Source organism: Pantoea sp. UBA7232 (genome assembly GCF_002473195.1).
Taxonomy (GTDB): domain Bacteria; phylum Pseudomonadota; class Gammaproteobacteria; order Enterobacterales; family Enterobacteriaceae; genus Pantoea; species Pantoea eucrina.
Genome location: NZ_DKTK01000011.1, coordinates 1 through 21,278 on the forward strand (window position 1 = coordinate 1; position 21,278 = coordinate 21,278).

Here is a 21,278-nt window from a genome sequence, read left to right on the forward strand (position 1 = left end):
GATAAATTGTTAAAGAGCAGTGCCGCGATTTCTCAAGCGGCGCGGGATGCGTATATTACGCTTTCCGCATTTTCAGTCAAGCATTTATTTTTGCTTTTCTGAAGGTTGCTGTAAAAGCCACCTGCTTAACGCGACGCTTCGTAAGCCGTTGTGCCGTGTCAGTGGAGGCGCATTATAGGGAGTTCTTCCGGGCTGACAAGTGCTAATTTTGAATTATTTTCTGAGTGTTGTTTTTTTCAGCGAAACCGCCTCAAACTGCCAGTTTTTCGAGCAACGGAAAGCCATAACGCTGTAAAACGCCGGATAACTGTACCGCTTCTTCATCCATAGACGTGCAAAACGCGATGTTGCTGTCAGCAGAAGCCGCATCAGGCGCTTCGTGCTCAAGCAGCCAGACGGTACGCCTGGCTATAGCAGCACCGGAATCAACCAGCCGGGTTCCATCCGGCAGAACCTGCTGCAGTTCATCGCGCAGCAGTGGAAAGTGCGTGCAGCCCAGCACGACCGTATCCGGCGGCTCTTTCATACGTAACCAGGGTTGCACTGCCCGGCGAACATCATTCAGTGATACCGGTTCACCATGCAGCTTCGCCTCTGCCAGTTCCACCAGCTCAGCAGACCCCAGCATCTCAATGGTGCACTCCCGGGCAAACTGTTTCACCAGTTCATGGGTATAAGGACGCTTTACCGTTCCCCGCGTTGCCAGCAGCCCGACTACCCCGTTACGTGTCAGGCGAGCCGCCGGTTTAATTGCCGGCACCACGCCGACGACCGGAAACGCAAAGCGTTCGCGCAGTGCAGGTAAAGAGACGGTACTGGCCGAGTTACAGGCAATGATGACTAATGCGAGCGGAAAACGCTGCGTAATGGCCGTGACCACTGCCACTACGCGTTCAACAATGTACGTTTCCGTTTTCTCGCCATAGGGAAACCCTTCATTATCGAAAGCGTAGAGATAGTGCAGGTCCGGCAGCAGCTGCCGGACTTCATCATAGACGGAAAGCCCACCTACGCCGGAATCAAACACCAGCACGGTGGGACGGAGATCAGAAGCTGTAGCTGGCGCTAAGGTAGTATTCTCGTCCAGGTGTGCGATAGCCATAAACCGTCTCATAATCCTTATCCAACAGATTGGCAATTTTACCACGAACTGTCAGATGAGACGTGACCGGATACGCAGCTGAGAAATCAACCAGGCTATAACCCGGCATGCGACGCTGTGTTGCTGCGTACTGGTTGGTATTGTTGTTGTAGCTTTTACCAAAATATTGCCAGGCGAGATCAAAGTCGATATCCAGTGCGGTCCAGTCCAGCTGATACTTATATTGCTGGCGGGAACGGTGTGCCAGCACCTCATTATCGTCATCGCGGCGCGGATCGATATATTGCAGCGTGATACGGTGGGTAAAAATACCGGTATCTGCACTGCCGCTCCACTCCACGCCTTTAATCGTCGCTGACTGTACGTTGTAGTAGGTGCCAGTAAAGTTTTCGTCAGCTCTGTAGTCGATCAGGTTATTGATTTTATTCTGGTAAAGGTAGAGGTGCCATTCGACCGGACCGCTGAGTCCTTCGAGACCGGTTTCAATCTGATGTGACCTCTCAGCCCGGAGATCGGGATTGGATGCAATAAACAGACGGCTCTGCCCATACATCTGCCCCAGTGTAGGTGCCTGGAAAGCGGTGCCATACGAAAGGATGAGGCGATAATCGGGCATAAACGCCCATCCCGCCGCTGCCTGCCACGTGCCGTTCCAGCCAAACTGGTTGTTATCGTCACCGCGCAGCGCACCTTCCAGCGTAAGCGTATTGAACTGCTGCTGCGTAGTCAGATAGTAACCGGTGCTGTTACGCGTGTAATTGTCAGCGCTGAACCGATCGCTGGACGCCAGTTTCTGCTGCTGCCAGTCGATGCCGGCGCTGAGTGTGCCATGCGCCATGGCAACACTGTTACCCCACTGCAGATTGCGCTGGCTCATATCATCCAGCGACGTGCCCGGACGATAGAGGCCGAGCGTACTGGCATAGTTGTAATCTTTATAGCGCTGGTAGCTGTAGCTCAGTTCCGAAGAGTAGCGCTCTTCACTGAACTTCATACCGCCTTCATAGGTATGATTATAAATCTGCCGTTTATCACTGCCGTCCTGATAGCCTGCATCATACGCACTATTATTGCCGTAGCCGTAGCCGCGAAAGAAGGCGGATAAACTGTCGCTGAAACGGTGATTCACACCGGCCCAGAATGTTTTACTGCGAAAGCCGTCCCGATCGCCATCCACTGCGTACGCCGACTGCGGCTGGATGTTATAGCCGCGCGTCGACTGAAAGGCCCCCGCTACGGTTACCAGCGTATCCTCGCCCATCTTGTGTCGCAGCGCCGCATCATACTCCTGATAGCGATTCGACCCGAGGCCCGCCGTTATCTGCCCGCCTGGCTCACTGTTCTCAGTAATGATGTTCACCACGCCGCCAATGGCATCGGCGCCGTAAACGGCGGAGCGTGGTCCGCGGATCAGCTCAATACGCTGAATCAACGCCAGCGGAATCTGGCTAAAGTCAGCGATGCCGGTGATCCCCGACTTCGCCAGCGGGATCCCATCAATCAGCACCAGCGTATGACGCGCTTCCGCACCGCGAATATAGATGTAACTGGTCTGGCCCGGACCACCGTTTTGCGCAATATCCACGCCCGGCAGGCGCCGCATGACATCAGTCAGCGATTTTGCCTGCCAGCGATCGATATCTTCCCGCGTGATCACCTCACCCGGTGCCAGCACGCTGCTGACCGGCTGCTGAAAGCGGTTAGCGGTGACAAGTTGCGTATTATCATTTTTCCGGGCATAGCCAGAGGGCGCCCAGAGCGACAGCGCTGTTGCACTCAGGGCGAACAGCGAAGCAGAGGTTATTTTCATTGTTATAGCATCCAAAGGATCGAGCCGGATGCCGCAGGCCTGAGATCGATAGCACGCGATGATCTCAGCGTTTGCGACGATACACCGGCAGGTCTTCGGGCTGAGAACCATAAATGGTGAAGACTTCCCATCCGTCAGGACAGTGTCTGCCTGGGCGATCACCACGACATTCTTTTACCGCTGCGCGTCAGCTCCAGATTTGCACTGGATTCCCTTTTAACTCAATGAGGCCGGCGGCCGCAGTCTACGGTTAAGCCCGCCGCCGATCCACCCCTCCCGCTTTCTGACGTTCGGTTGGGCTGGACATCAGCAGTTGAATGCCTACAATCGCCCGGCAAGCAGGCTTATTACCAGGATTGAAGATGACACCCGAACAGCTCCCGATTGACCAGTATGACGCGCAACTCGCTGAAAAAGTCAGCCGTTTACAGACGATGATGACCCCTTTCACCGCGCCTGACGTGGAGGTGTTCCGATCGCCGGTCAGTCACTACCGTATGCGCGCAGAGTTTCGCATCTGGCACGACGGTGACGACCTCTATCACATCATCTTCGACCAGGCGACCAAACAGCGCATTCGCGTGGACAGCTTTCCGGCCGCCAGCGAGCTGATTAATCAGATGATGCCCAGGCTGATAGCAGCGGTACGTGATAATCAGGTGCTGCGCTTTAAGCTGTTCCAGATCGATTATCTCTCCACGCTGAGCAACCAGATTGTGATCTCCCTGCTTTATCATCGCAAACTGGAAGAAGAGTGGCATGCCGCCGCCAGCGCGCTGCGTGACCAGCTGCGCGCTGAAGGATTTGATGTACAGCTGATTGGACGCGCGACCAAAACCAAAATCTGTCTGGATCGCGACTACGTGGATGAGCGTCTGCCAGTGGCGGGCAAAGAGCTGATTTACCGCCAGGTGGAAAACAGCTTTACCCAGCCTAATGCCGCCATGAATATTCAGATGCTGGAGTGGGCGCTGGATGTTACGCAGCAGTCGCGTGGCGACCTGCTGGAGCTTTACTGCGGTAACGGTAACTTTTCGCTGGCGCTGGCGCGCAATTTCCGCCGCGTACTGGCCACAGAGATAGCCAAGCCCTCGGTGGCGTCGGCTCAGTACAATATCGCCGTGAATCAGATCGATAACGTGCAGATTATACGTATGGCAGCGGAAGAGTTTACCCAGGCCATGAACGGCGTGCGCAGCTTTAACCGGCTGGAAGGCATCGATCTCAGCAGCTATCAGTGCGAGACAATTTTTGTCGATCCGCCACGCAGCGGGCTGGATGATGAAACGGTAAAAATGGTGCAGGCGTATCCGCGTATTCTGTATATCTCCTGTAACCCGCAGACCCTGTGCGACAATCTGGCCGTGCTGTCAGGCACGCATCAGATTGAGCGGCTGGCGCTGTTCGATCAGTTCCCGTACACCCACCATATGGAATGCGGCGTATTGCTGACGCGCAAAGCATAAAAAAACGGGAACCCGCAGGTTCCCGTTTTTTTTACTGCCGGCTTCTGGCGCGGCGGAAGCGCGTGCCAATCCAGAACACCAGTCCCGTCATCAGAATGACAGGAATGAAGTTCGAGCCGATATCCGGATATTCTGCGCGCACCATGGCGCTATAGACCAGAATACCCAGCAGAAAAAATGCCGCGGCCAGTGACGGCATGCCGTCCGGCATATTGCGATTGAGATAACGCTGATGCAGGCACCATGCTGACAGCCCAAGCGCTATCAGCGGAAAAATGGAAAACGGCACAAAGCTACTGAACAGCGCCGAAAAGGAGCCGTTGATTGCTAAACCAGTGATAAAAGAGAGTAATAACGTTCCTTTATCACGAGGATGCTGCTCAATCATTTCATTATCCTTATCACGTTATTTGTCAGGGATTTCCAGGGTCACGGCCAGCCGCTCTTGTTCCCGGCGATACCAGTAGTAGGCGCCTTTAGCGATCATACGCAGCTGCAGTACCAGCCGCTCTTCCAGCTTACGCCGCTGGTCAGAGTCGACATCCAGCGCTTCAGCGCCGGCGCTAAAGACAATGGTCACCATCGCCTCAGCCTGCGCTTCGGTAAAGCTGCGCGGCATACGGCTTTCCAGCTCAAGGTAGTCAGCCAGTTCGGCGATAAAATGCTGGATCTCACGGGCGACAGCAGCGCGGAAGGCGGCTGACGTGCCGGAACGTTCGCGCAGCAGAAGCCGAAACGCATTCGGGTTGTTGCCGATGAACTCCATAAAGGTTGCCACCGACGTTTTAATGATGCTGCCGCCTTTCGCGATACGCTGGCGCGCCTGGCGCATCAGCTGGCGCAGCATCAGCCCGCTCTCATCAACCATGGTCAGTCCAAGCTCATCCACATCGCGAAAGTGACGATAAAATGAGGTTGGGGCAATGCCGGCTTCACGTGCCACTTCGCGTAAACTCAGGCTGGCAAAACTCCTTTCTGCACTAAGCTGACTGAATGCAGCTTCAATCAGCGAACGTCTTGTACGTTCTTTTTGTTGCGCCCGAACGCCCATTTTTGCGGCCTTGTGAGTAATCAGGCGCTCACTATAACAAACTTTTCAGCGTACAGCCGGGCAAACTTTGTCACCGCCTGTTAACCTCACTGAATGTCAAACTTCTGCATTTTTCACTGTTAGAATTCAGATGTGCGCGGCGAGATGTTAGAATCTCGTTGTAAAAATGTATAGAAGAATAGGACGTACTGGTATGCAAAAGTCTTACGATTACGATGCCATTGTAATTGGCTCCGGTCCGGGCGGCGAAGGTGCGGCGATGGGGCTGGTCAAGCAGGGAGCGCGCATCGCAGTGATCGAACGCTACCACAACATTGGCGGCGGTTGTACACACTGGGGAACCATCCCTTCCAAAGCGCTGCGTCATGCCGTCAGCCGCATCATTGAATTCAATCAGAACCCGCTCTACAGCGATCATACCCGTCTTCTCCGCTCCTCGTTCGCTGATATCCTTAACCACACCGAAAATGTTATCAGTCAACAGACTGCCATGCGCCAGGGCTTTTATGAGCGTAACCGCTGTGAACTCTATCAGGGCGACGCGCATTTTGTTGATGCCAACACGATAGAGGTGGAGCAGCCTGATGGCACCCGCGAGCAGCTTACGGCAGAAAAATTTGTCATTGCCTGCGGCTCACGTCCCTATCACCCGGCCGACGTCGACTTTACACACCCGCGCATCTACGATTCCGACTCTATCCTGAACCTGCATCATGAACCGGGTCATGTGATCATCTATGGTGCCGGCGTGATTGGTTGCGAATACGCCTCTATCTTCCGCGGTCTTAACGTCAAGGTCGATCTCATCAACACCCGCGATCGTCTGCTGGCGTTCCTCGATCAGGAGATGTCCGACTCTCTCTCTTACCACTTCTGGAACAGCGGTGTGGTGATCCGTCACAACGAAGAGTTTGAGAAGATTGAAGGCGTCAGCGATGGCGTGATCATGCACCTGAAGTCCGGCAAAAAAGTCAAAGCGGATTGTCTGCTGTATGCGAACGGCCGCACCGGGAACACCGACTCGCTTTCGCTGGAGAACGTGGGTCTGGAAGCGGATGGACGCGGCCTGCTCAAAGTCAACAGTATGTATCAGACCGCGCAGCCACATATTTATGCCGTGGGTGATGTGATTGGCTATCCAAGCCTGGCTTCCGCCGCCTACGATCAGGGGCGTATTGCTGCTCAGGCGATCATCAAAGGTGAAGCGAGTGCGCATCTGATCGAAGATATTCCGACCGGTATCTACACCATTCCTGAAATCAGCTCGGTAGGAAAAACAGAGCAGCAGCTGACCGCGATGAAAGTGCCTTATGAAGTGGGTCGTGCGCAGTTTAAGCATCTGGCACGCGCGCAGATTGTTGGCATGCACGTCGGCAGCCTGAAAATCCTGTTTCACCGCGAGACAAAAGAGATTCTGGGGATCCACTGCTTTGGTGAGCGCGCAGCGGAGATCATTCACATCGGTCAGGCCATTATGGAGCAGAAAAATGGCGGTAACACGATTGAGTATTTCGTGAATACCACCTTTAACTACCCCACCATGGCTGAAGCCTATCGCGTGGCCGCGCTGAACGGATTAAACCGCCTGTTTTAACGCCGCGTCAAAATGGCCCTGCATATGGGTTTTGATTGCTTCTGCCAGCTGCTCATAGCGGCTGCGCAGAGGCGAACCTGGCCGGTAAACCAGCGCGATAGTACGCTGCGGTACCGGTTTATAACAGGGCAGATAGCAGACACCATCGCGCACGCGCTCTTTAGGCACCGCCAGTGAAGGCAGTAGCGTAATGCCACTGCCGGCCGCCACCATATTACGCAGCGTTTCCAGGCTGGTGGCGCGAAAATGGGTATCTTCGTCCGCACCCGCCTCAAAGCAGAAGCCCATCGCCTGGTCGCGCAGGCAGTGACCATCTTCCAGCATCAGCAGTTTTTCACCCGCCAGATCGGACATCGGCACGCGATCGCGATCGTGCCACGGGTGATCTTTGTAGATCGCCAGCTTCATGGGCTCATCAAATAGCGGCACTTCAATAAAGGCTTCACTCTCTTTAACCAGCGCCAGAATAGCGCAGTCAAGTTTCCCGCTGTCGAGCTGTGCCAGCAGCTGCTGAGTCTGTGCTTCATGCAGATACATCTCCAGCTTCGGGAAAGTCTGATGCAGCATAGGGATAATATTGGGCAGCAGATAGGGGCCGGTCGTGGGGATCAGTCCGATATGCAGCGGTCCGGACATCGCTTCACCCTGCTGGCTGGCCATCTCTTTCAGCACCTTAACCTCACGCAGTACGGTTCGCGCCTGATCAACCAGCAGTAATCCTGCCTGGGTGAACAGCACTTTACGGCTGGTACGTTCCAGCAGCATGACGCCCAGTTCATCTTCCAGCTTGCGGATCTGTCCGCTCAGAGTCGGCTGACTGACATGACAGGCATCAGCAGCGCGACGGAAATGGCGGTGTTCCGCAAGTGAAACCAGATACTCGAGATCGCGAATGTTCATTAATATCCTCCAAACCACGATAGCCCGTGGCGATAGATAGAATAGCAACGAACGATTGGCCCTATCAAGCTATGCACGGGAATAATAGCGCTCACTGATTTAAGCCCATGCATTTGTAGAGAAATTTATTTATTTGCTGAACATGTGCCGGGGCTGAACGCTTTTACAAAAAACGCTTTTTACGCAGCAAATCTGTTTTGCTGAACCCAATCACTGTGCTGGCGGGGAGTGCCGGTACGCTGATGATGTGCCTATAAAAATATGCAATTCCGAAGCCAGAGGTTGGCGGGCTTTTTATAAAGCCCGCTTTTTTTATGGCATATCAAACCGGCCAGCGTCCGGGAGCGGCTATTGCAGACGCGCCTGTGCTTCGCGAATCGCCTGGGCTACCTGCTGCGGCGCAACACCACCGCGCGCGTTACGCTTGTCGAGGCAGGACTGCAGCGAAAGCACCGGATAGACATCCTCTTCGATGACGTCACTGAACTGCTTCAGCTGAGCCAGACTCAGCGCTTCCAGCGCCACACCCTGCTGGATAGCCGCGACGACCGCTTCTCCCACAATATGATGCGCCTCGCGGAACGGCACGCCTTTCGCGACCAGATAGTCTGCCAGCTCGGTGGCATTAGCGTAGCCCTGTTCAGCCGCTTCCTGACAACGCGGACGTTTAACCTGAATACCATCCAGAACCAGCACTGACATGTGCAGACAGTCGAGCCAGGTATCCAGCGCGTCAAACAGCCCTTCTTTATCTTCCTGCATATCTTTGTTGTAGGCCAGCGGCAGGCCTTTCAGCGTCATCATCATGCCGGTCAGTGCGCCCTGGACACGGCCGCATTTACCGCGAATCAGCTCCAGCGCATCCGGATTTTTCTTCTGCGGCATCAGCGATGAACCTGAGGTGACTTTATCAGACAGCTCGACGAAGCCCGCCTCGCCCGTGTTAAAGAAAATCAGGTCTTCTGCAAAGCGCGACAGATGCACCATGCCAATTGACGCGTCGGAGAGCAGCTCCAGCACATGATCGCGATCGGACACGGTATCCAGGCTGTTACGCGTTGCCGAAGCAAAACCGAGCCAGCCCGCCAGCTGCTCGCGGTCAATCTCATAAGCGGTACCGGCCAGCGCACCACAGCCCAGCGGGCTGACATCCAGCCGCTTCAGCGTATCCTGCAGACGACTCTCATCGCGCGCCAGCATTTCAGTATACGCCAGACACCAGTGGGCGAATGTAACCGGCTGCGCGCGCTGCAGATGCGTATAGCCCGGCATGACGGCATCCTGATTCGCTTCTGCCGTCGCCACCAGCGCGCTCTGCAGCTGACGCGTCGCGTCCAGCAGCAGGGCAACCTGCTCTTTGCACCAGAGCTTCAGATCGGTGGCAACCTGATCGTTACGGCTGCGTCCGGTATGCAGCTTTTTACCCAGCGCCCCGACCTTATCGATCAGCTTGCCCTCGACCCAGCTGTGAATATCTTCTGCATCGCTTTCCAGGATCTGTGACGGATTCGCGCGTACGTCCGCCAGCAGCTCGTTCAGCGCCGCTTCAAGCTGCTGCTGTTCCGTCGGGGTTAAAACGTTCACGGTCACCAGCGCTTTTGACCACGCCACAGAGCCGGTAATGTCCTGCTCCGCCAGGCGGTAATCAAAACGCAGTGAATCGTTAAACTGTTTAAACCGCTGGTCTGCTGCCTGCGAGAACCGTCCGCCCCAAAGTGCCATCTGCTTGCTCCTGAAATCGTGTTGAAAAAGGCGGCCTGAGCCGCCCTTATATAACTGCTGCCGCGTGCTTACTTCTTCTGCTCGTTCAGCGCACGAATGCGCGAAGAGAGGGAGAACAGGCGAATAAAGCCGCCCGCGTGACGATGGTCATACACCTCATCTTCACCAAAGGTGGCGAACTCTTCTGAGTAGAGGCTGTTAGCCGATTTCTTCTGAATCACCGTAGCCTGACCTTTGTAAAGCTGCAGAACCACTTCGCCGTTGACCTCTTCAGCCAGCGATGCCGCCGCCGCCTGAATAGACTGGCGCAGCGGTGCAAACCAGCGGCCATCATATACCACGTAAGACATCTCCTGGCCCAGCTGCTCACGCCATTTGAAGCTGTCGCGATCCAGAACCAGCTGCTCAACCGCACGCAGCGCGTTTACCATGATAGTGCCGCCGGGGGTTTCATAGCAGCCGCGTGATTTGATGCCAACCAGGCGGTTTTCCACGATATCGATCCGGCCAACGCCATGTTTAGCACCCAGTACGTTGAGTTTTTCCAGGCACTGGAACGGGCTCAGCTGCTCGCCGTTTACGGCAACCACGCAGCCTTTTTCAACGGTCACGGTGACATTTTCCGGCTGGTCCGGCGCTTCAAGCGGATCCACGGTCCATACCCAGCAATCTTTATTCGGTGCATTCCACGGGCTTTCCAGCACGCCACCTTCGGTGGAGATGTGCCACGCGTTCTCATCGCGGCTGTAGATCTTCTCCAGCGACGCGGTCGTCGGGATATTGCGCTCTTTCAGATAGTCGAGCAGCGCCTCACGCGAACGCAGATCCCACTCGCGCCATGGCGCAACAACTTTAAGCTGTGGTGCCAGCGCGGTATAGGTGGTTTCGAAACGCACCTGGTCGTTGCCTTTACCGGTTGCGCCGTGGCACAGCGCGTCAGCACCCACTTTCAGCGCCAGTTCAACCTGCGCTTTAGCAATGATAGGACGCGCCATTGACGTGCCCAGCAGATAGGTGCCTTCATACAGGGCACCGGTCTGCAGCACCGGATAGACGTAATCGCTGATGAACTCTTCACGCAGATCCACTACGTGACATTCAGATGCGCCCGACTGCAGCGCTTTTTTCTCAACGCCTTCCAGGTCGGCCGGGTCCTGACCAATATTGGCGACAAACGCCACAACTTCGCAGCCGCCGTAGTTCTCTTTCAGCCATGGAATAATGGCTGAGGTATCGAGGCCGCCTGAGTAGGCCAGAACGATTTTTTTAATGTTTTGCGTGCTCATGTCTTAATCCTTGATTATGCGAGAATCCGGGTGCCAATCGACACGCCGTTGAAAAGGTCGGGCAGCTGCTCAGCATGGCGCCAGCTGGCGATATCGACCGGACGGCCCAGCGTGCGTGCCGCATCCAGCGCAGCGTTGACTTTAACAATCATACCGTCGGTAATAATGCCCTGCGCAATCAGCTGTTCCGCTTTCGCTGCGGTCATTTCAGCGATGCGCTGGCCTTTGCCGTCGAGAATGCCGCTGACGTCAGAGAGCAGCACCAGATCGGCTCCGATAGTGGCTGCCAGCGCCGTCGCTGCCTGATCGGCATTCACATTCATCAGCGCTCCGCCGGCAGTGATGCCAATTGAGCTGATAACCGGCATATAGCCTGCATTAAGCAGCGTATTCAGCAGCGCAGGGTTGCCCGGCGTGGCCTGCCCGACATGCCCCAGCTCTTCGTCAAACTGCGCGACGCTGACCAGTCCGGCATCGCCCAGACACAGCCCGACAGCATTAATGCCGTAACGGGTTGCCCACGCCAGCAGCGTTTTATTCGCAGTGCCCGCCAGCGCGCCGGTAATAATGTCGATTTGATCGGCGGGTGTAACGCGCAGGCCATCTTTCTTTTTCACCGGCAGCGCGAGCTTTTTCATCAGTTCGTCGACCAGACAGCCGCCGCCGTGCACAATCACCAGCGGACGCTGATGTTCATTACGATACGCCAGCAGCGCATCAAACAGCCGGGCCAGTGCTTCTTCGCTATCCAGCAGTACGCCGCCCAGTTTAATGATCAGTGGATTGCTCATGGTTACGTTATCCGTCCGTTAAATCAGAGAGAGCGTTTCAGGGAAACCGAAACGAATATTCAGACACTGAATCGCCTGTGATGACGCACCCTTCAGCAGGTTATCTTCTGCCGCAACCACAATCAGATGCTCATCCTGTACGGCAAAACCGATATCGCAGAACGGCAGGCCCACTACCGCTTTCAGCGCCGGTACGCCGTTGTCATAGAGGCGCACCAGCGGCTTGTCGTGATAGGCCGCATAAAACGCATCGGTCACATCCTGCTGCGTAATGCCCGCTTTCAGACGGCAGGTGATGGTTGCGAGAATACCGCGGGGAAAATTACCCAGATGCGGGGTAAAAATAACCGGCGCGCCAAGATGGGCAACTATTTCCGGATGATGACGGTGGTTAAACAGGCCGTAGGGCTGCAGGCTCACTTCGCAAAAGCTGGTCGCGACGCTGGCTTTACGCCCGGCTCCGCTGACGCCGCTGGTGGCATTGATTACCGGCCACTGTGCGTCATTCAGCAGATCCGCTTTGAGCAGTGGCTTCAGCGCCAGCTGCGCTGCGGTGGGATAGCACCCAGGCACGGCCACCAGCTGGGCCTCTTTAATACGTTCGTGATTCCATTCGGCCAGACCATATACCGCGTTATCCAGCCACGCCTGATGCTGATGACTGAAGCCATAATAGCGGGTGTAGAACGCCTCATCGTTGACCCGGAAGGCGCCTGAGAGATCGAAGACCACGCAGCCTGCTTTCAGAAATTCAGGTGCCAGATCGTGGCTGACTTCATGCGCCGTCGCGAGGAACACCACATCTACTTTCTCTGCCCACGCCGCCGGATCGCTCAGCGGCTGCAGCGGCAGATCCACGATACCTTTCAGCTGCGGATGGAGATCGGAGAGCAATTTTCCGGCATCCGGGCTTTGCGCTGAAACCGCTAAAGCGGTTATGTTCATATGCGGATGGCGATTCAGGTAAGTGGCAAGCTCTACGCCAGCATAACCACTGGCACCAACGATCAGCGTATTCAACATCAGGCTGTATACCTTTTTACAGTCAACGTATCGGGTCGCGGCCGTGCCCCGTTGCCCACGATGCCGTTTGCACTTTTTCAGTTCACATGCAGACGACGTTAATGTATTTTTATTCACTATTAGTGCATGAATATTGATACATCCTAACCTAAGGACCGTCAACAGTGAAGTCAAAAATTCCACCTTTTATCGAACTCTACCGCCAGTTGATCGCCTCACCGTCAATCAGCGCAACCGACAGCGCGCTTGACCAGAGCAACGAAAGTTTAATCAATTTGCTGGCGGGCTGGTTCCGCGATCTGGGCTTCAGCGTTGAAGTTCAGCCGGTGCCGGGCACGCGACATAAGTTCAACCTGCTGGCGCGCAGCGGTGAAGGCGCAGGCGGACTGCTGCTGGCGGGTCATACTGACACCGTACCCTTTGATGACGGACGCTGGACACGCGATCCGTTTGTCCTGACTGAACATGACAATAAACTTTACGGGCTGGGCACGGCAGATATGAAAGGCTTCTTCGCCTTTATTCTCGATGCGCTACGCGATGTTGACGTCACTACGCTTAAAAAACCGCTCTATGTGCTGGCGACCGCTGACGAAGAGACCACGATGGCAGGTGCCAAATATTTCTCTGAGTCAGCCCGGCTGCGCCCCGACTGCGCCATTATCGGTGAGCCTACTTCGCTCAAACCGGTGCGCGCCCACAAAGGCCACCTTTCACACGCTATCCGCATTGAGGGCCAGTCAGGCCACTCCAGCGATCCGGCGCGCGGCGTGAATGCGATTGAGCTGATGCACGCCTCTATTACAGAACTGATGAAGCTGCGCCATACCCTGAAAGAGCGCTATCACCATGATGGCTTTGCCATTCCTTATCCGACTATGAACTTTGGTCATATTCATGGTGGTGACGCGGCTAACCGCATCTGCGCCTGTTGCGAACTGCATATGGATATCCGGCCGCTGCCGGGCCTGAGCCTGAACGATCTGGATGGCTTGCTGAATGAAGCGCTGGCACCGGTGAGCGCCCGCTGGCCTGGCCGCCTGACCGTAGGCGAACTGCATCCGCCTATTCCGGGTTATGAGTGTCCGGCCGATCATGAACTGGTTACGGTGGTGGAGAAGCTGCTGGGCGTGCCGACGGAAGTGGTCAACTACTGTACCGAAGCGCCTTTTATTCAGCAGATCTGCCCGACGCTGGTGCTGGGACCAGGTTCAATCGAGCAGGCGCATCAGCCGGATGAATTTATCGATACCGCATTCATTAAGCCAACTCACGCCCTGATCACGCAGGTTGTGCAGCATTTTTGTCACTGATAGATAATCTGCGGGGCATTTCACTGTTTAATCAGCAAAATGCCCCGTCATTATCTGGTGTTTGCTGATAAGAATAACTTATCTCTCTCTATCCCCGATAAAACTTATCACTTTCCGCACGTTAGCTGCCTGTTTTCGTCAGTTCAGGCTAATTGACGGAGTTCACAAATCGTGGCTAGATAAAAGATGATGTTATACCCGCTGGTTGGGTCCAGAGGGGTTAAAAGACGATAAGGGTGTCAGGGTCAAATGAACGAACAATATTCCGCAATGCGAAGTAATGTCAGTATGCTCGGCAAACTGCTCGGGGATACGATAAAGGATGCACTGGGAGAGAACATTCTCGATCGGGTGGAAACCATCCGCAAACTCTCTAAGTCATCCCGTGCAGGCAATGACTCTCATCGCCGGGAGCTGCTGTCAACGCTGCAGAACCTTTCTAACGATGAGCTGCTGCCGGTGGCCCGCGCCTTTAGTCAGTTTCTTAACCTTACTAACGTGGCTGAACAGTATCAGACCATTTCACGCAGCGGCGATGGCGCTAACCATCCGGAGCTGCTGAAAAAGACGTTTGAGCGCCTGAAGCAGCATAACGATCTCAGCGAAATGGCTATCCGTCAGGCGATTGAAGAGCTGTCGCTGGAGCTGGTCCTGACCGCACACCCGACTGAAATTACCCGCCGCACCCTGATCCACAAGCTCGGCGAAGTGAACAGCTGCCTTGAGCAGCTCGATCATGCTGATATCACCGATTATGAGCGCAATCAGGTGATGCGCCGTCTGCGCCAGCTGGTAGCGCAGGCGTGGCATACGGATGAGATCCGTAAATATCGCCCTACCCCGGTCGATGAAGCGAAATGGGGCTTCGCCGTCGTGGAAAATAGCCTGTGGGAGGGCGTTCCCGCGTTTCTGCGTGAACTGAATGAGCAGGTTGAAGAGACGTTTGGCATTCAGCTGCCGGTGGATTTTGTGCCGATTAAATTCACGTCGTGGATGGGCGGCGATCGTGACGGCAACCCGAACGTGACTGCGCCCATTACCCGCCACGTTATGCAGCTGAGCCGCTGGAAAGCAGCCGACCTCTTCCTGCGCGATGTGGGGGTGCTGATCTCTGAGCTGTCGATGTCGGAGTGCAGCGACGAAGTGCGCGTAATGTGCGGCGATCCGGACGCGATTGAACCTTACCGCATGATCCTGAAACGCATGCGCAGCCAGCTGATGAACACGCAGGCATATCTGGAGCAGCGCCTGAAAGGCGAACGCCTGCCGCGCCCGACCGATCTGCTGGTCTCCAATGAGCAGCTCTGGCAGCCGCTGTTTGCTATTTATCAGTCGCTGCAGCAGTGTGGTATGAGCATTATCGCTAATGGCCAGCTGCTGGACACGCTACGCCGGGTAAAATGCTTTGGCGTTCCGCTGGTGCGCATCGACATCCGCCAGGAGAGCACCCGTCATACCGAAGCGATTGCGGAAGTTACGCGCTATCTCGGCCTCGGCGACTACGAAAGCTGGTCAGAAGCGGACAAACAGGCGTTTCTGATCCGCGAACTCAATTCAAAACGTCCGCTGCTGCCGCGTCAGTGGGAGCCGGGCGACAACACGCGCGAAGTGCTGGAAACCTGTAAAGTCGCCGCCGAAGCGCCGCAGGGTTCCATCGCGGCCTACGTGATCTCTATGGCGAAAACGCCTTCTGACGTGCTGGCGGTTCATCTGCTGCTGAAAGAGGCGGGCATTCCGTACGCTATGCCAGTCGCGCCACTGTTTGAAACGCTGGATGACCTGAACAACGCCAATGATGTTATGACGCAGCTGCTGAATATCGACTGGTATCGCGGCTTTATCAACGGCAAACAGATGGTAATGATTGGCTATTCCGACTCGGCAAAAGATGCCGGCGTGATGGCGGCCAGCTGGGCACAGTATCAGGCGCAGGACGCGCTGATTAAAACCTGTGAAAAAGCGGGCATTACCCTGACGCTGTTCCACGGTCGCGGCGGCTCCATTGGCCGTGGCGGCGCACCTGCGCACGCCGCACTGCTCTCTCAGCCGCCGGGCAGTCTTAAAGGTGGCCTGCGCGTGACAGAACAGGGCGAAATGATCCGCTTTAAATATGGCTTGCCGGAAGTCACCATCGCCAGCCTGTCGCTCTACACCGGGGCCATTCTGGAAGCGAACCTGATGCCGCCGCCGGAGCCTGAACAGGAGTGGCGGGAGATCATGAACGGCCTTTCTGCGCACTCCTGCGCCATGTATCGCGGCTACGTCCGTGAAAATGCTGACTTTGTTCCCTACTTCCGCTCTGCCACACCGGAGCAGGAGCTGGGCAAACTGCCGCTGGGCTCACGTCCGGCTAAACGTCGTCCGACCGGTGGCGTTGAATCCCTGCGCGCCATTCCGTGGATTTTTGCCTGGACGCAAAACCGTCTGATGCTGCCAGCCTGGCTCGGCGCCGGCGCGGCGCTGCAGAAAGCGATGGATGAAGGCCATCAGGATCAGCTGGAAACGATGTGCCGCGACTGGCCGTTCTTCTCAACCCGCCTCGGGATGCTGGAGATGGTCTTCTCCAAAGCTGACCTGTGGCTGGCCGAGTATTACGATCAGCGCCTGGTTGATAAAGCGCTCTGGCCGCTGGGTAAACAGCTGCGCGACCAGCTGGAGGCGGATATTAAAGCGGTGCTGACCATTGCAAATGATGCGCATCTGATGGCGGATCAGCCGTGGATTGCCGAATCCATTGCGCTGCGCAACGTGTATACCGACCCCCTGAACGTGCTGCAGGCAGAGCTGCTGCTGCGCGCCCGTGCGCAGGAAGTACGCGGTGACGAACCGGACGCGCGGGTTGAGCAGGCGCTGATGGTAACCATCGCCGGCGTGGCCGCCGGCATGCGCAACACCGGTTAGCCGATACAAAAAAAGGAGCCTCAGGCTCCTTTTTTATTCTCTCTGCAGCAGTCCGGATTAAAGCAGCTGGGCGAGACGGTTCAGATCCGACTGCAGCGCACCCGCGGTAACATCACGTCCGGCACCGGGTCCGCGGATCACCAGCGGATTATCGCGGTACCAGCGGCTCTCAATGGCAAAGACGTTATCGCACGGCAGCAGCGCTGCCAGTGGATGTTCAGGCCGCACCGCTTCCACGCCGACGCGGGCTTTACCGCTGGCATCAAAGCGCGCCACATAACGCAGCACCAGGCCCAGCTCCTGCGCCGCTTCGTAGCGCTGCAGCATCTGGTTATTCAGCTCGTCTGCGTTTTCAAAAAAGTGATCAACCGATTCCGCCTCACAGTCGACTGGTACCAGCGACTCTACCCGCACCTGATCCGGCTCGATATCGTAGCCCGCCTCACGCGCCAGGATCACCAGCTTGCGCTTCACATCCTGCCCGGAGAGATCGACGCGCGGATCGGGTTCAGTCAGCCCCTGCTGCCACGCCTGATCCACCAGCTCGCTGAAGGGAACGCTGCCGTCAAACTGCAAAAACAGCCACGACAGCGTGCCGGAGAAAATTCCGCTGATGGAGAGTATTGAGTCGCCACTTTCGCGCAGGTCGCGTACCGTGTGGTTAACCGGCAAACCGGCACCGACCGTCGCGTTATAAAGCCAGTGGCGCCCGGTTTTGGCGAAGGCATCGCGGATCTGACGCCAGCTCTGGCTGTCTGATGCGCCAGCCACTTTATTTGCGCTGATCACGTGAAAACCGTGACTGGCAAAATCGAGATACTGCTGCGCCAGCGGCGCGCTGGCGGTTACGTCAAGCACCACCAGGTCATCAAACGGATGCGCGCGCATCCACAGAAACAGCGACTCCTCATCCAGCGCCTGCGCTTCATCGTCGAAAAAAGCCAGCGTGCGGCTGGCATCCAGCCCTTCGTAACTCAGCAGGCTGCGACGACTGTCAGCCACGCCAGCCAGCACAAACTCAAAGCCGGTACGGGCGGAGAGCGTTTCCTGCTCGCGGGCGAACAGCTCCAGCCAGCGCGCGCCGATATTGCCCTTTCCGAACAGCATCAGGCCGATACGTTTTTCTGCGCGAAACAGCGACTGATGCAGTCCCTGAATCAGATGGCGGGTCGGTCCTGTGCGCAGCACCGCGACCAGGCTGATATGCTCTTCTGACTGCCAGACAAACTCAACCGGCTGATCTTTAATCTGCTGCCAGAAACGGTGGCTGTGCAGCGGATTGCGCGTTACGCCAGCTCCCACCAGCGCCACCAGCGCCATGCCATCGCGCAGCTGCAGATGGCCCGGCAGCGCCGCATCCTGCAGCAGCGTAAAGGCACTGTTAACCACTTCTGCGGTATAGCAGAGCTGCAGCAGGCGACGATCGGGATGCAGGCCGCTTGCCAGCGGACGCAGCTGGGCGCGCTTCAGCAGCTGATCGATCTCTTTTTGCTGCGTAGCAAAATCGTGACCTTCAGCAAGCTGGATCTCCACCAGACAGACATCGTCGTGACTGGTGACAATACGCGCGCCGGTGCCGGAGGCCAGCACGCGCTCAATACGGGTTGAACCCTGCTCAGGCTGATAGCTGCAGCGCAGCTGTAAATCGATATCGCTGCTGGAGACCGGCTGCAGCGTACGGGTATGGAGTACCGGCGCCGCCAGTCGCGCCAGCTCGCTGGCTTCATCCAGCCGCAGCAGCGGCAGCAGGCAGGCATCGGAAACTTTGCGTGGATCGGCGCTATAGACGCCAGCCACATCGCTCCAGATGGTCACGCGCCCCGCACCCGCGAGCGCCCCGATCTGGGTAGCGGAATAGTCAGAACCGTTGCGCCCCAGCAGCACGGTTTCACCTGCCTCATTACGACTGATAAAACCGGTGACGACCAGACGCTTATGCGGATGCTGCGCCAGCAGCGCCTGCAGCAGCGGCCAGGATTTTCCCTCATCCACCTGCGGCTGAGCCGCGCGCTCCGCCCGCAGAAAATCACGTGCGTCCAGCCAGGCGGCGTCAACATCGCGCTGACTCAGTACCGCAGCCATCAGCCGCGCCGACCAGATTTCGCCATGCCCGACCACTTCTGCATATACCGCTTCAGTTATCGCGCCATCCAGTAGCGCCGCCAGGCGCTCCAGATCGCGGATAAAAAGGGTAGTCAGCCGGTCGGCCGCCTCCGCTGGCAGCAGCGCAGCAATCAGCTCGCTGTGGTAGCGGCGAAGCGTCTGCTGCACCTGGTGCGCCGAGAGGCGATCGCTCTGGCTCAGCTTCAGCCAGCCGATCAGCTGATTCGTGGTGCTGCCTGCGGCAGAGACCACCATGAGATCGCCTGGCTGACTGTAATCAGCCATAATGGCCGCTACGCGCTGGTAGCAGCTGGCATCCGCCAGGCTGCTGCCACCAAATTTATGCAGCTGCTTCGTCGGCGTTCCCGCGCCTGCTGTACTGGTCATGATTACTCCCCGGCTGCGATTCGGAAGGCGTTATCCAAATCGGCAATTAAATCTTCGTGATCTTCAATGCCGACGGAGACCCGCAGCAGTGTTTCAGAGATGCCGGCGGCTGCGCGTGCTTCCGCAGACATGCCGGCATGTGTCATGGTGGCCGTATGTGAAATCAGGCTCTCTACTCCGCCCAGCGACTCCGCCAGCGTAAACAGCTGCAGCGCTTTCAGAAAACGGCGCAGCCGCGCTTCATCTGCATCCAGCTCAAAGCTTAACATGGCGCCAAAGCCGCGTTGCTGACGTCGCGCATATTCATGACCGGCATTTTCCGGCAGAGAAGGATGATACAGCTTCTTCACCAGCGGCTGCTGCTTCAGATAGTCCACTATCGCCAGCGCGTTGCGCTGGGCAGCGGCCATACGGGGTGCCAGCGTCCGCAGACCGCGCAGCAGCAGATAGCTGTCAAACGCCGCGCCGGTCACGCCGATGTTATTGGCCCACCAGGCAAGCTCGGTGGCAACGGCCGGATCTTTTGCAATCACCGTCCCGGCCACCACGTCAGAGTGGCCGTTGAGATATTTTGTACAGGAGTGGATCACCAGGTCGGCCCCGAGGGCGAGCGGATTTTGCAGCGCCGGGCTCAGGAAGGTGTTATCCACCACGCTGACGGCGCCCGCTGCGCGCGCCGCCTGACAGATTGCAGCAATATCCACTACGCGCAGCAGAGGATTGCTCGGGCTTTCCACCAGCACCAGTTTTGGCTTTTCGGCCAGCGCTGCGGCCAGCGCTGCGCTGTCACCTTGGTCGACAAACTTCACACGGTAAGCACCGCGCTTGCTGAGGCTGTCAAACAGGCGGTAGCTGCCGCCATAGCAGTCGTGGGGTGCGATCAGCAGATCGCCGGGCTTCAGGAATACAGTGGTCACCAGGTGAATCGCAGACATGCCGGTATTTGTCAGTACGGCACCCGCCCCGCCCTCCAGCTCGGCCAGCGCGCGCTGCACCACATCGCGCGTCGGATTGCCGCGGCGCGAATAGTCGTGGGCGCGCGGCTCATTAAAGTCGAGAAAATTATAGGTGCTGGAGAGATGAATCGGCGGGACTACGCAGCCATACTGCTCGTCATCATTCAAACCGCTGCGTACTGCGATGGTTGCCTGTTTGCGCGTCATGGGCTCTGCTGTTCCTGAAGAGGGGTAAAGTGCCCACAGGATAACATTCCGCTAACAGACGTCAATACATCTGGACATCTAAATGTCTTTGCGTATAGATTGAGCGCAGAGCGAATAACCGCTAAAATTATAGGTTATTGCCTGCTGAGCAGCGCATGCGCTTCATTAACGCGGCGCTGAAGCACAAAATCCACGGCGCAGGCGGTCAGGCACGCAAAAATCGGGCATAATCCACGGATCATCCCCTATAACACTTTTATTAATTAAGGTAACTCATGGCTGAATGGAACGGCGAATATATCAGCCCGTACGCTGAGCACGGTAAAAAAAGCGAGCAGGTTAAAAAAATAACGGTTTCTATCCCGCTGAAAGTGCTTAAAATTTTAACCGATGAGCGTACACGTCGTCAGGTGAACAATCTGCGTCACGCCACGAACAGTGAGCTGCTGTGTGAAGCTTTTTTGCACGCGTTTACCGGTCAGCCTCTGCCCGACGACGTTGACCTGCGCAAAGAGCGCAGCGATGAGATCCCGGAAGAAGCGAAGCAGATTATGCGCGAGATGGGCATCGACCCGGATAGCTGGGAATATTAAATTCTGGTATAAAAAAACCCAGCCGAGGCTGGGTTTTCTTTTGCATCCGGGATAACCCGGCGGCAAACAAATC

General features: G+C 56.4%; 16 protein-coding genes and 1 riboswitch. Of the genes, 5 read left to right on the top strand and 11 right to left on the bottom strand.

The window, feature by feature from the left end; all coding sequences use genetic code 11:
• Window positions 1-250: 250 nt before the first annotated feature.
• Together murI and btuB are read right to left on the bottom strand one after the other, a co-directional pair.
• Complete coding sequence (gene murI, locus B4056_RS11710; protein WP_094111620.1) at window positions 251-1,102, bottom strand: glutamate racemase; 852 nt, start codon at window positions 1,100-1,102, stop codon at window positions 251-253.
• Entirely contained in the window at window positions 1,047-2,912 is a 1,866-nt protein-coding gene (gene btuB, locus B4056_RS11715) for a TonB-dependent vitamin B12 receptor BtuB (protein ID WP_150035030.1), read from the bottom strand. Before btuB ends, murI begins: the two co-directional genes overlap by 56 nt.
• Before the next feature lie 69 nt (window positions 2,913-2,981).
• Window positions 2,982-3,161, bottom strand: a riboswitch (cobalamin riboswitch).
• A gap of 113 nt (window positions 3,162-3,274) precedes the next feature.
• Here btuB and trmA point away from each other — a divergent pair.
• A complete protein-coding gene (gene trmA / locus B4056_RS11720; RefSeq protein WP_288654833.1) occupies window positions 3,275-4,378 on the top strand; it encodes a tRNA (uridine(54)-C5)-methyltransferase TrmA in 1,104 nt (367 codons plus the stop codon).
• 31 nt (window positions 4,379-4,409) lie between these two features.
• On the opposite strand, the gene B4056_RS11725 is transcribed toward trmA, so the two are convergent.
• Together B4056_RS11725 and fabR are read right to left on the bottom strand one after the other, a co-directional pair.
• Window positions 4,410-4,766, bottom strand: a complete 357-nt coding sequence (locus B4056_RS11725) for a YijD family membrane protein (RefSeq protein ID WP_039381151.1) — start codon at window positions 4,764-4,766, stop codon at window positions 4,410-4,412.
• Between the two features lie 18 nt (window positions 4,767-4,784).
• Window positions 4,785-5,429 (bottom strand): HTH-type transcriptional repressor FabR, encoded by a 645-nt coding sequence (fabR, locus tag B4056_RS11730; protein WP_094111623.1) that lies wholly within the window; start codon window positions 5,427-5,429, stop codon window positions 4,785-4,787.
• Window positions 5,430-5,622: 193 nt separating this feature from the next.
• On the opposite strand from fabR, the gene sthA reads away from it, so the two are divergent.
• Complete coding sequence (sthA, locus tag B4056_RS11735; RefSeq protein WP_039381156.1) at window positions 5,623-7,023, top strand: Si-specific NAD(P)(+) transhydrogenase; 1,401 nt, start codon at window positions 5,623-5,625, stop codon at window positions 7,021-7,023.
• Here the strand turns inward: sthA and oxyR are convergent.
• The 5 genes from oxyR to argC form a co-directional block, all read right to left on the bottom strand.
• Window positions 7,006-7,923, bottom strand: a complete 918-nt coding sequence (oxyR, locus tag B4056_RS11740; RefSeq protein WP_039381159.1) for a DNA-binding transcriptional regulator OxyR — start codon at window positions 7,921-7,923, stop codon at window positions 7,006-7,008. The two genes, sthA and oxyR, sit on opposite strands and share 18 nt — an antisense overlap.
• Window positions 7,924-8,271: 348 nt before the next feature.
• On the bottom strand, window positions 8,272-9,645 hold the full coding sequence (gene argH, locus B4056_RS11745; protein ID WP_094111624.1) for an argininosuccinate lyase: 1,374 nt from the start codon (window positions 9,643-9,645) through the stop codon (window positions 8,272-8,274).
• 68 nt (window positions 9,646-9,713) lie between these two features.
• Window positions 9,714-10,931 carry an argininosuccinate synthase gene (locus B4056_RS11750; protein WP_288654836.1) on the bottom strand — a complete coding sequence of 406 codons (1,218 nt, stop codon included), beginning with the start codon at window positions 10,929-10,931 and terminating at the stop codon, window positions 9,714-9,716.
• A gap of 14 nt (window positions 10,932-10,945) precedes the next feature.
• On the bottom strand, window positions 10,946-11,722 hold the full coding sequence (gene argB / locus B4056_RS11755) for an acetylglutamate kinase (protein WP_039381166.1): 777 nt from the start codon (window positions 11,720-11,722) through the stop codon (window positions 10,946-10,948).
• An 18-nt stretch (window positions 11,723-11,740) separates the two neighbouring features.
• On the bottom strand, window positions 11,741-12,745 hold the full coding sequence (argC, locus tag B4056_RS11760; RefSeq protein ID WP_039381168.1) for an N-acetyl-gamma-glutamyl-phosphate reductase: 1,005 nt from the start codon (window positions 12,743-12,745) through the stop codon (window positions 11,741-11,743).
• Window positions 12,746-12,909: 164 nt separating this feature from the next.
• On the opposite strand from argC, the gene argE reads away from it, so the two are divergent.
• Together argE and ppc are read left to right on the top strand one after the other, a co-directional pair.
• Complete coding sequence (gene argE / locus B4056_RS11765) at window positions 12,910-14,058, top strand: acetylornithine deacetylase (RefSeq protein ID WP_039381171.1); 1,149 nt, start codon at window positions 12,910-12,912, stop codon at window positions 14,056-14,058.
• A gap of 249 nt (window positions 14,059-14,307) precedes the next feature.
• Window positions 14,308-16,959: a phosphoenolpyruvate carboxylase gene (gene ppc, locus B4056_RS11770; RefSeq protein WP_094111625.1), complete on the top strand. Its 2,652-nt coding sequence runs from the start codon at window positions 14,308-14,310 to the stop codon at window positions 16,957-16,959.
• Between the two features lie 57 nt (window positions 16,960-17,016).
• Here ppc and B4056_RS11775 read toward each other — a convergent pair whose 3' ends face one another.
• Together B4056_RS11775 and metB are read right to left on the bottom strand one after the other, a co-directional pair.
• Entirely contained in the window at window positions 17,017-19,449 is a 2,433-nt protein-coding gene (locus B4056_RS11775) for a bifunctional aspartate kinase/homoserine dehydrogenase II (protein WP_039381176.1), read from the bottom strand.
• Between the two features lie 2 nt (window positions 19,450-19,451).
• Window positions 19,452-20,612 (bottom strand): cystathionine gamma-synthase, encoded by a 1,161-nt coding sequence (gene metB, locus B4056_RS11780; RefSeq protein ID WP_039381178.1) that lies wholly within the window; start codon window positions 20,610-20,612, stop codon window positions 19,452-19,454.
• A 275-nt stretch (window positions 20,613-20,887) separates the two neighbouring features.
• Between metB and metJ the strand changes: the two genes are divergently transcribed.
• Window positions 20,888-21,205 (top strand): met regulon transcriptional regulator MetJ, encoded by a 318-nt coding sequence (metJ, locus tag B4056_RS11785; protein WP_065648453.1) that lies wholly within the window; start codon window positions 20,888-20,890, stop codon window positions 21,203-21,205.
• Window positions 21,206-21,278: the final 73 nt, after the last annotated feature.

What these genes read in the sequence shown, in the direction of transcription:
- argB (WP_039381166.1), bottom strand. Translation starts at nt 11,722, where the DNA reads ATGAGCAATCCACTGATCATTAAACTGGGCGGCGTACTGCTGGATAGC.
- fabR (WP_094111623.1), bottom strand. Translation starts at nt 5,429, where the DNA reads ATGGGCGTTCGGGCGCAACAAAAAGAACGTACAAGACGTTCGCTGATT.
- murI (WP_094111620.1), bottom strand. Translation starts at nt 1,102, where the DNA reads ATGGCTATCGCACACCTGGACGAGAATACTACCTTAGCGCCAGCTACA.
- argC (WP_039381168.1), bottom strand. Translation starts at nt 12,745, where the DNA reads ATGTTGAATACGCTGATCGTTGGTGCCAGTGGTTATGCTGGCGTAGAG.
- argH (WP_094111624.1), bottom strand. Translation starts at nt 9,645, where the DNA reads ATGGCACTTTGGGGCGGACGGTTCTCGCAGGCAGCAGACCAGCGGTTT.
- ppc (WP_094111625.1), top strand. Translation starts at nt 14,308, where the DNA reads ATGAACGAACAATATTCCGCAATGCGAAGTAATGTCAGTATGCTCGGC.
- B4056_RS11775 (WP_039381176.1), bottom strand. Translation starts at nt 19,449, where the DNA reads ATGACCAGTACAGCAGGCGCGGGAACGCCGACGAAGCAGCTGCATAAA.
- metJ (WP_065648453.1), top strand. Translation starts at nt 20,888, where the DNA reads ATGGCTGAATGGAACGGCGAATATATCAGCCCGTACGCTGAGCACGGT.
- oxyR (WP_039381159.1), bottom strand. Translation starts at nt 7,923, where the DNA reads ATGAACATTCGCGATCTCGAGTATCTGGTTTCACTTGCGGAACACCGC.
- trmA (WP_288654833.1), top strand. Translation starts at nt 3,275, where the DNA reads ATGACACCCGAACAGCTCCCGATTGACCAGTATGACGCGCAACTCGCT.
- btuB (WP_150035030.1), bottom strand. Translation starts at nt 2,912, where the DNA reads ATGAAAATAACCTCTGCTTCGCTGTTCGCCCTGAGTGCAACAGCGCTG.
- sthA (WP_039381156.1), top strand. Translation starts at nt 5,623, where the DNA reads ATGCAAAAGTCTTACGATTACGATGCCATTGTAATTGGCTCCGGTCCG.
- B4056_RS11750 (WP_288654836.1), bottom strand. Translation starts at nt 10,931, where the DNA reads ATGAGCACGCAAAACATTAAAAAAATCGTTCTGGCCTACTCAGGCGGC.
- metB (WP_039381178.1), bottom strand. Translation starts at nt 20,612, where the DNA reads ATGACGCGCAAACAGGCAACCATCGCAGTACGCAGCGGTTTGAATGAT.
- B4056_RS11725 (WP_039381151.1), bottom strand. Translation starts at nt 4,766, where the DNA reads ATGATTGAGCAGCATCCTCGTGATAAAGGAACGTTATTACTCTCTTTT.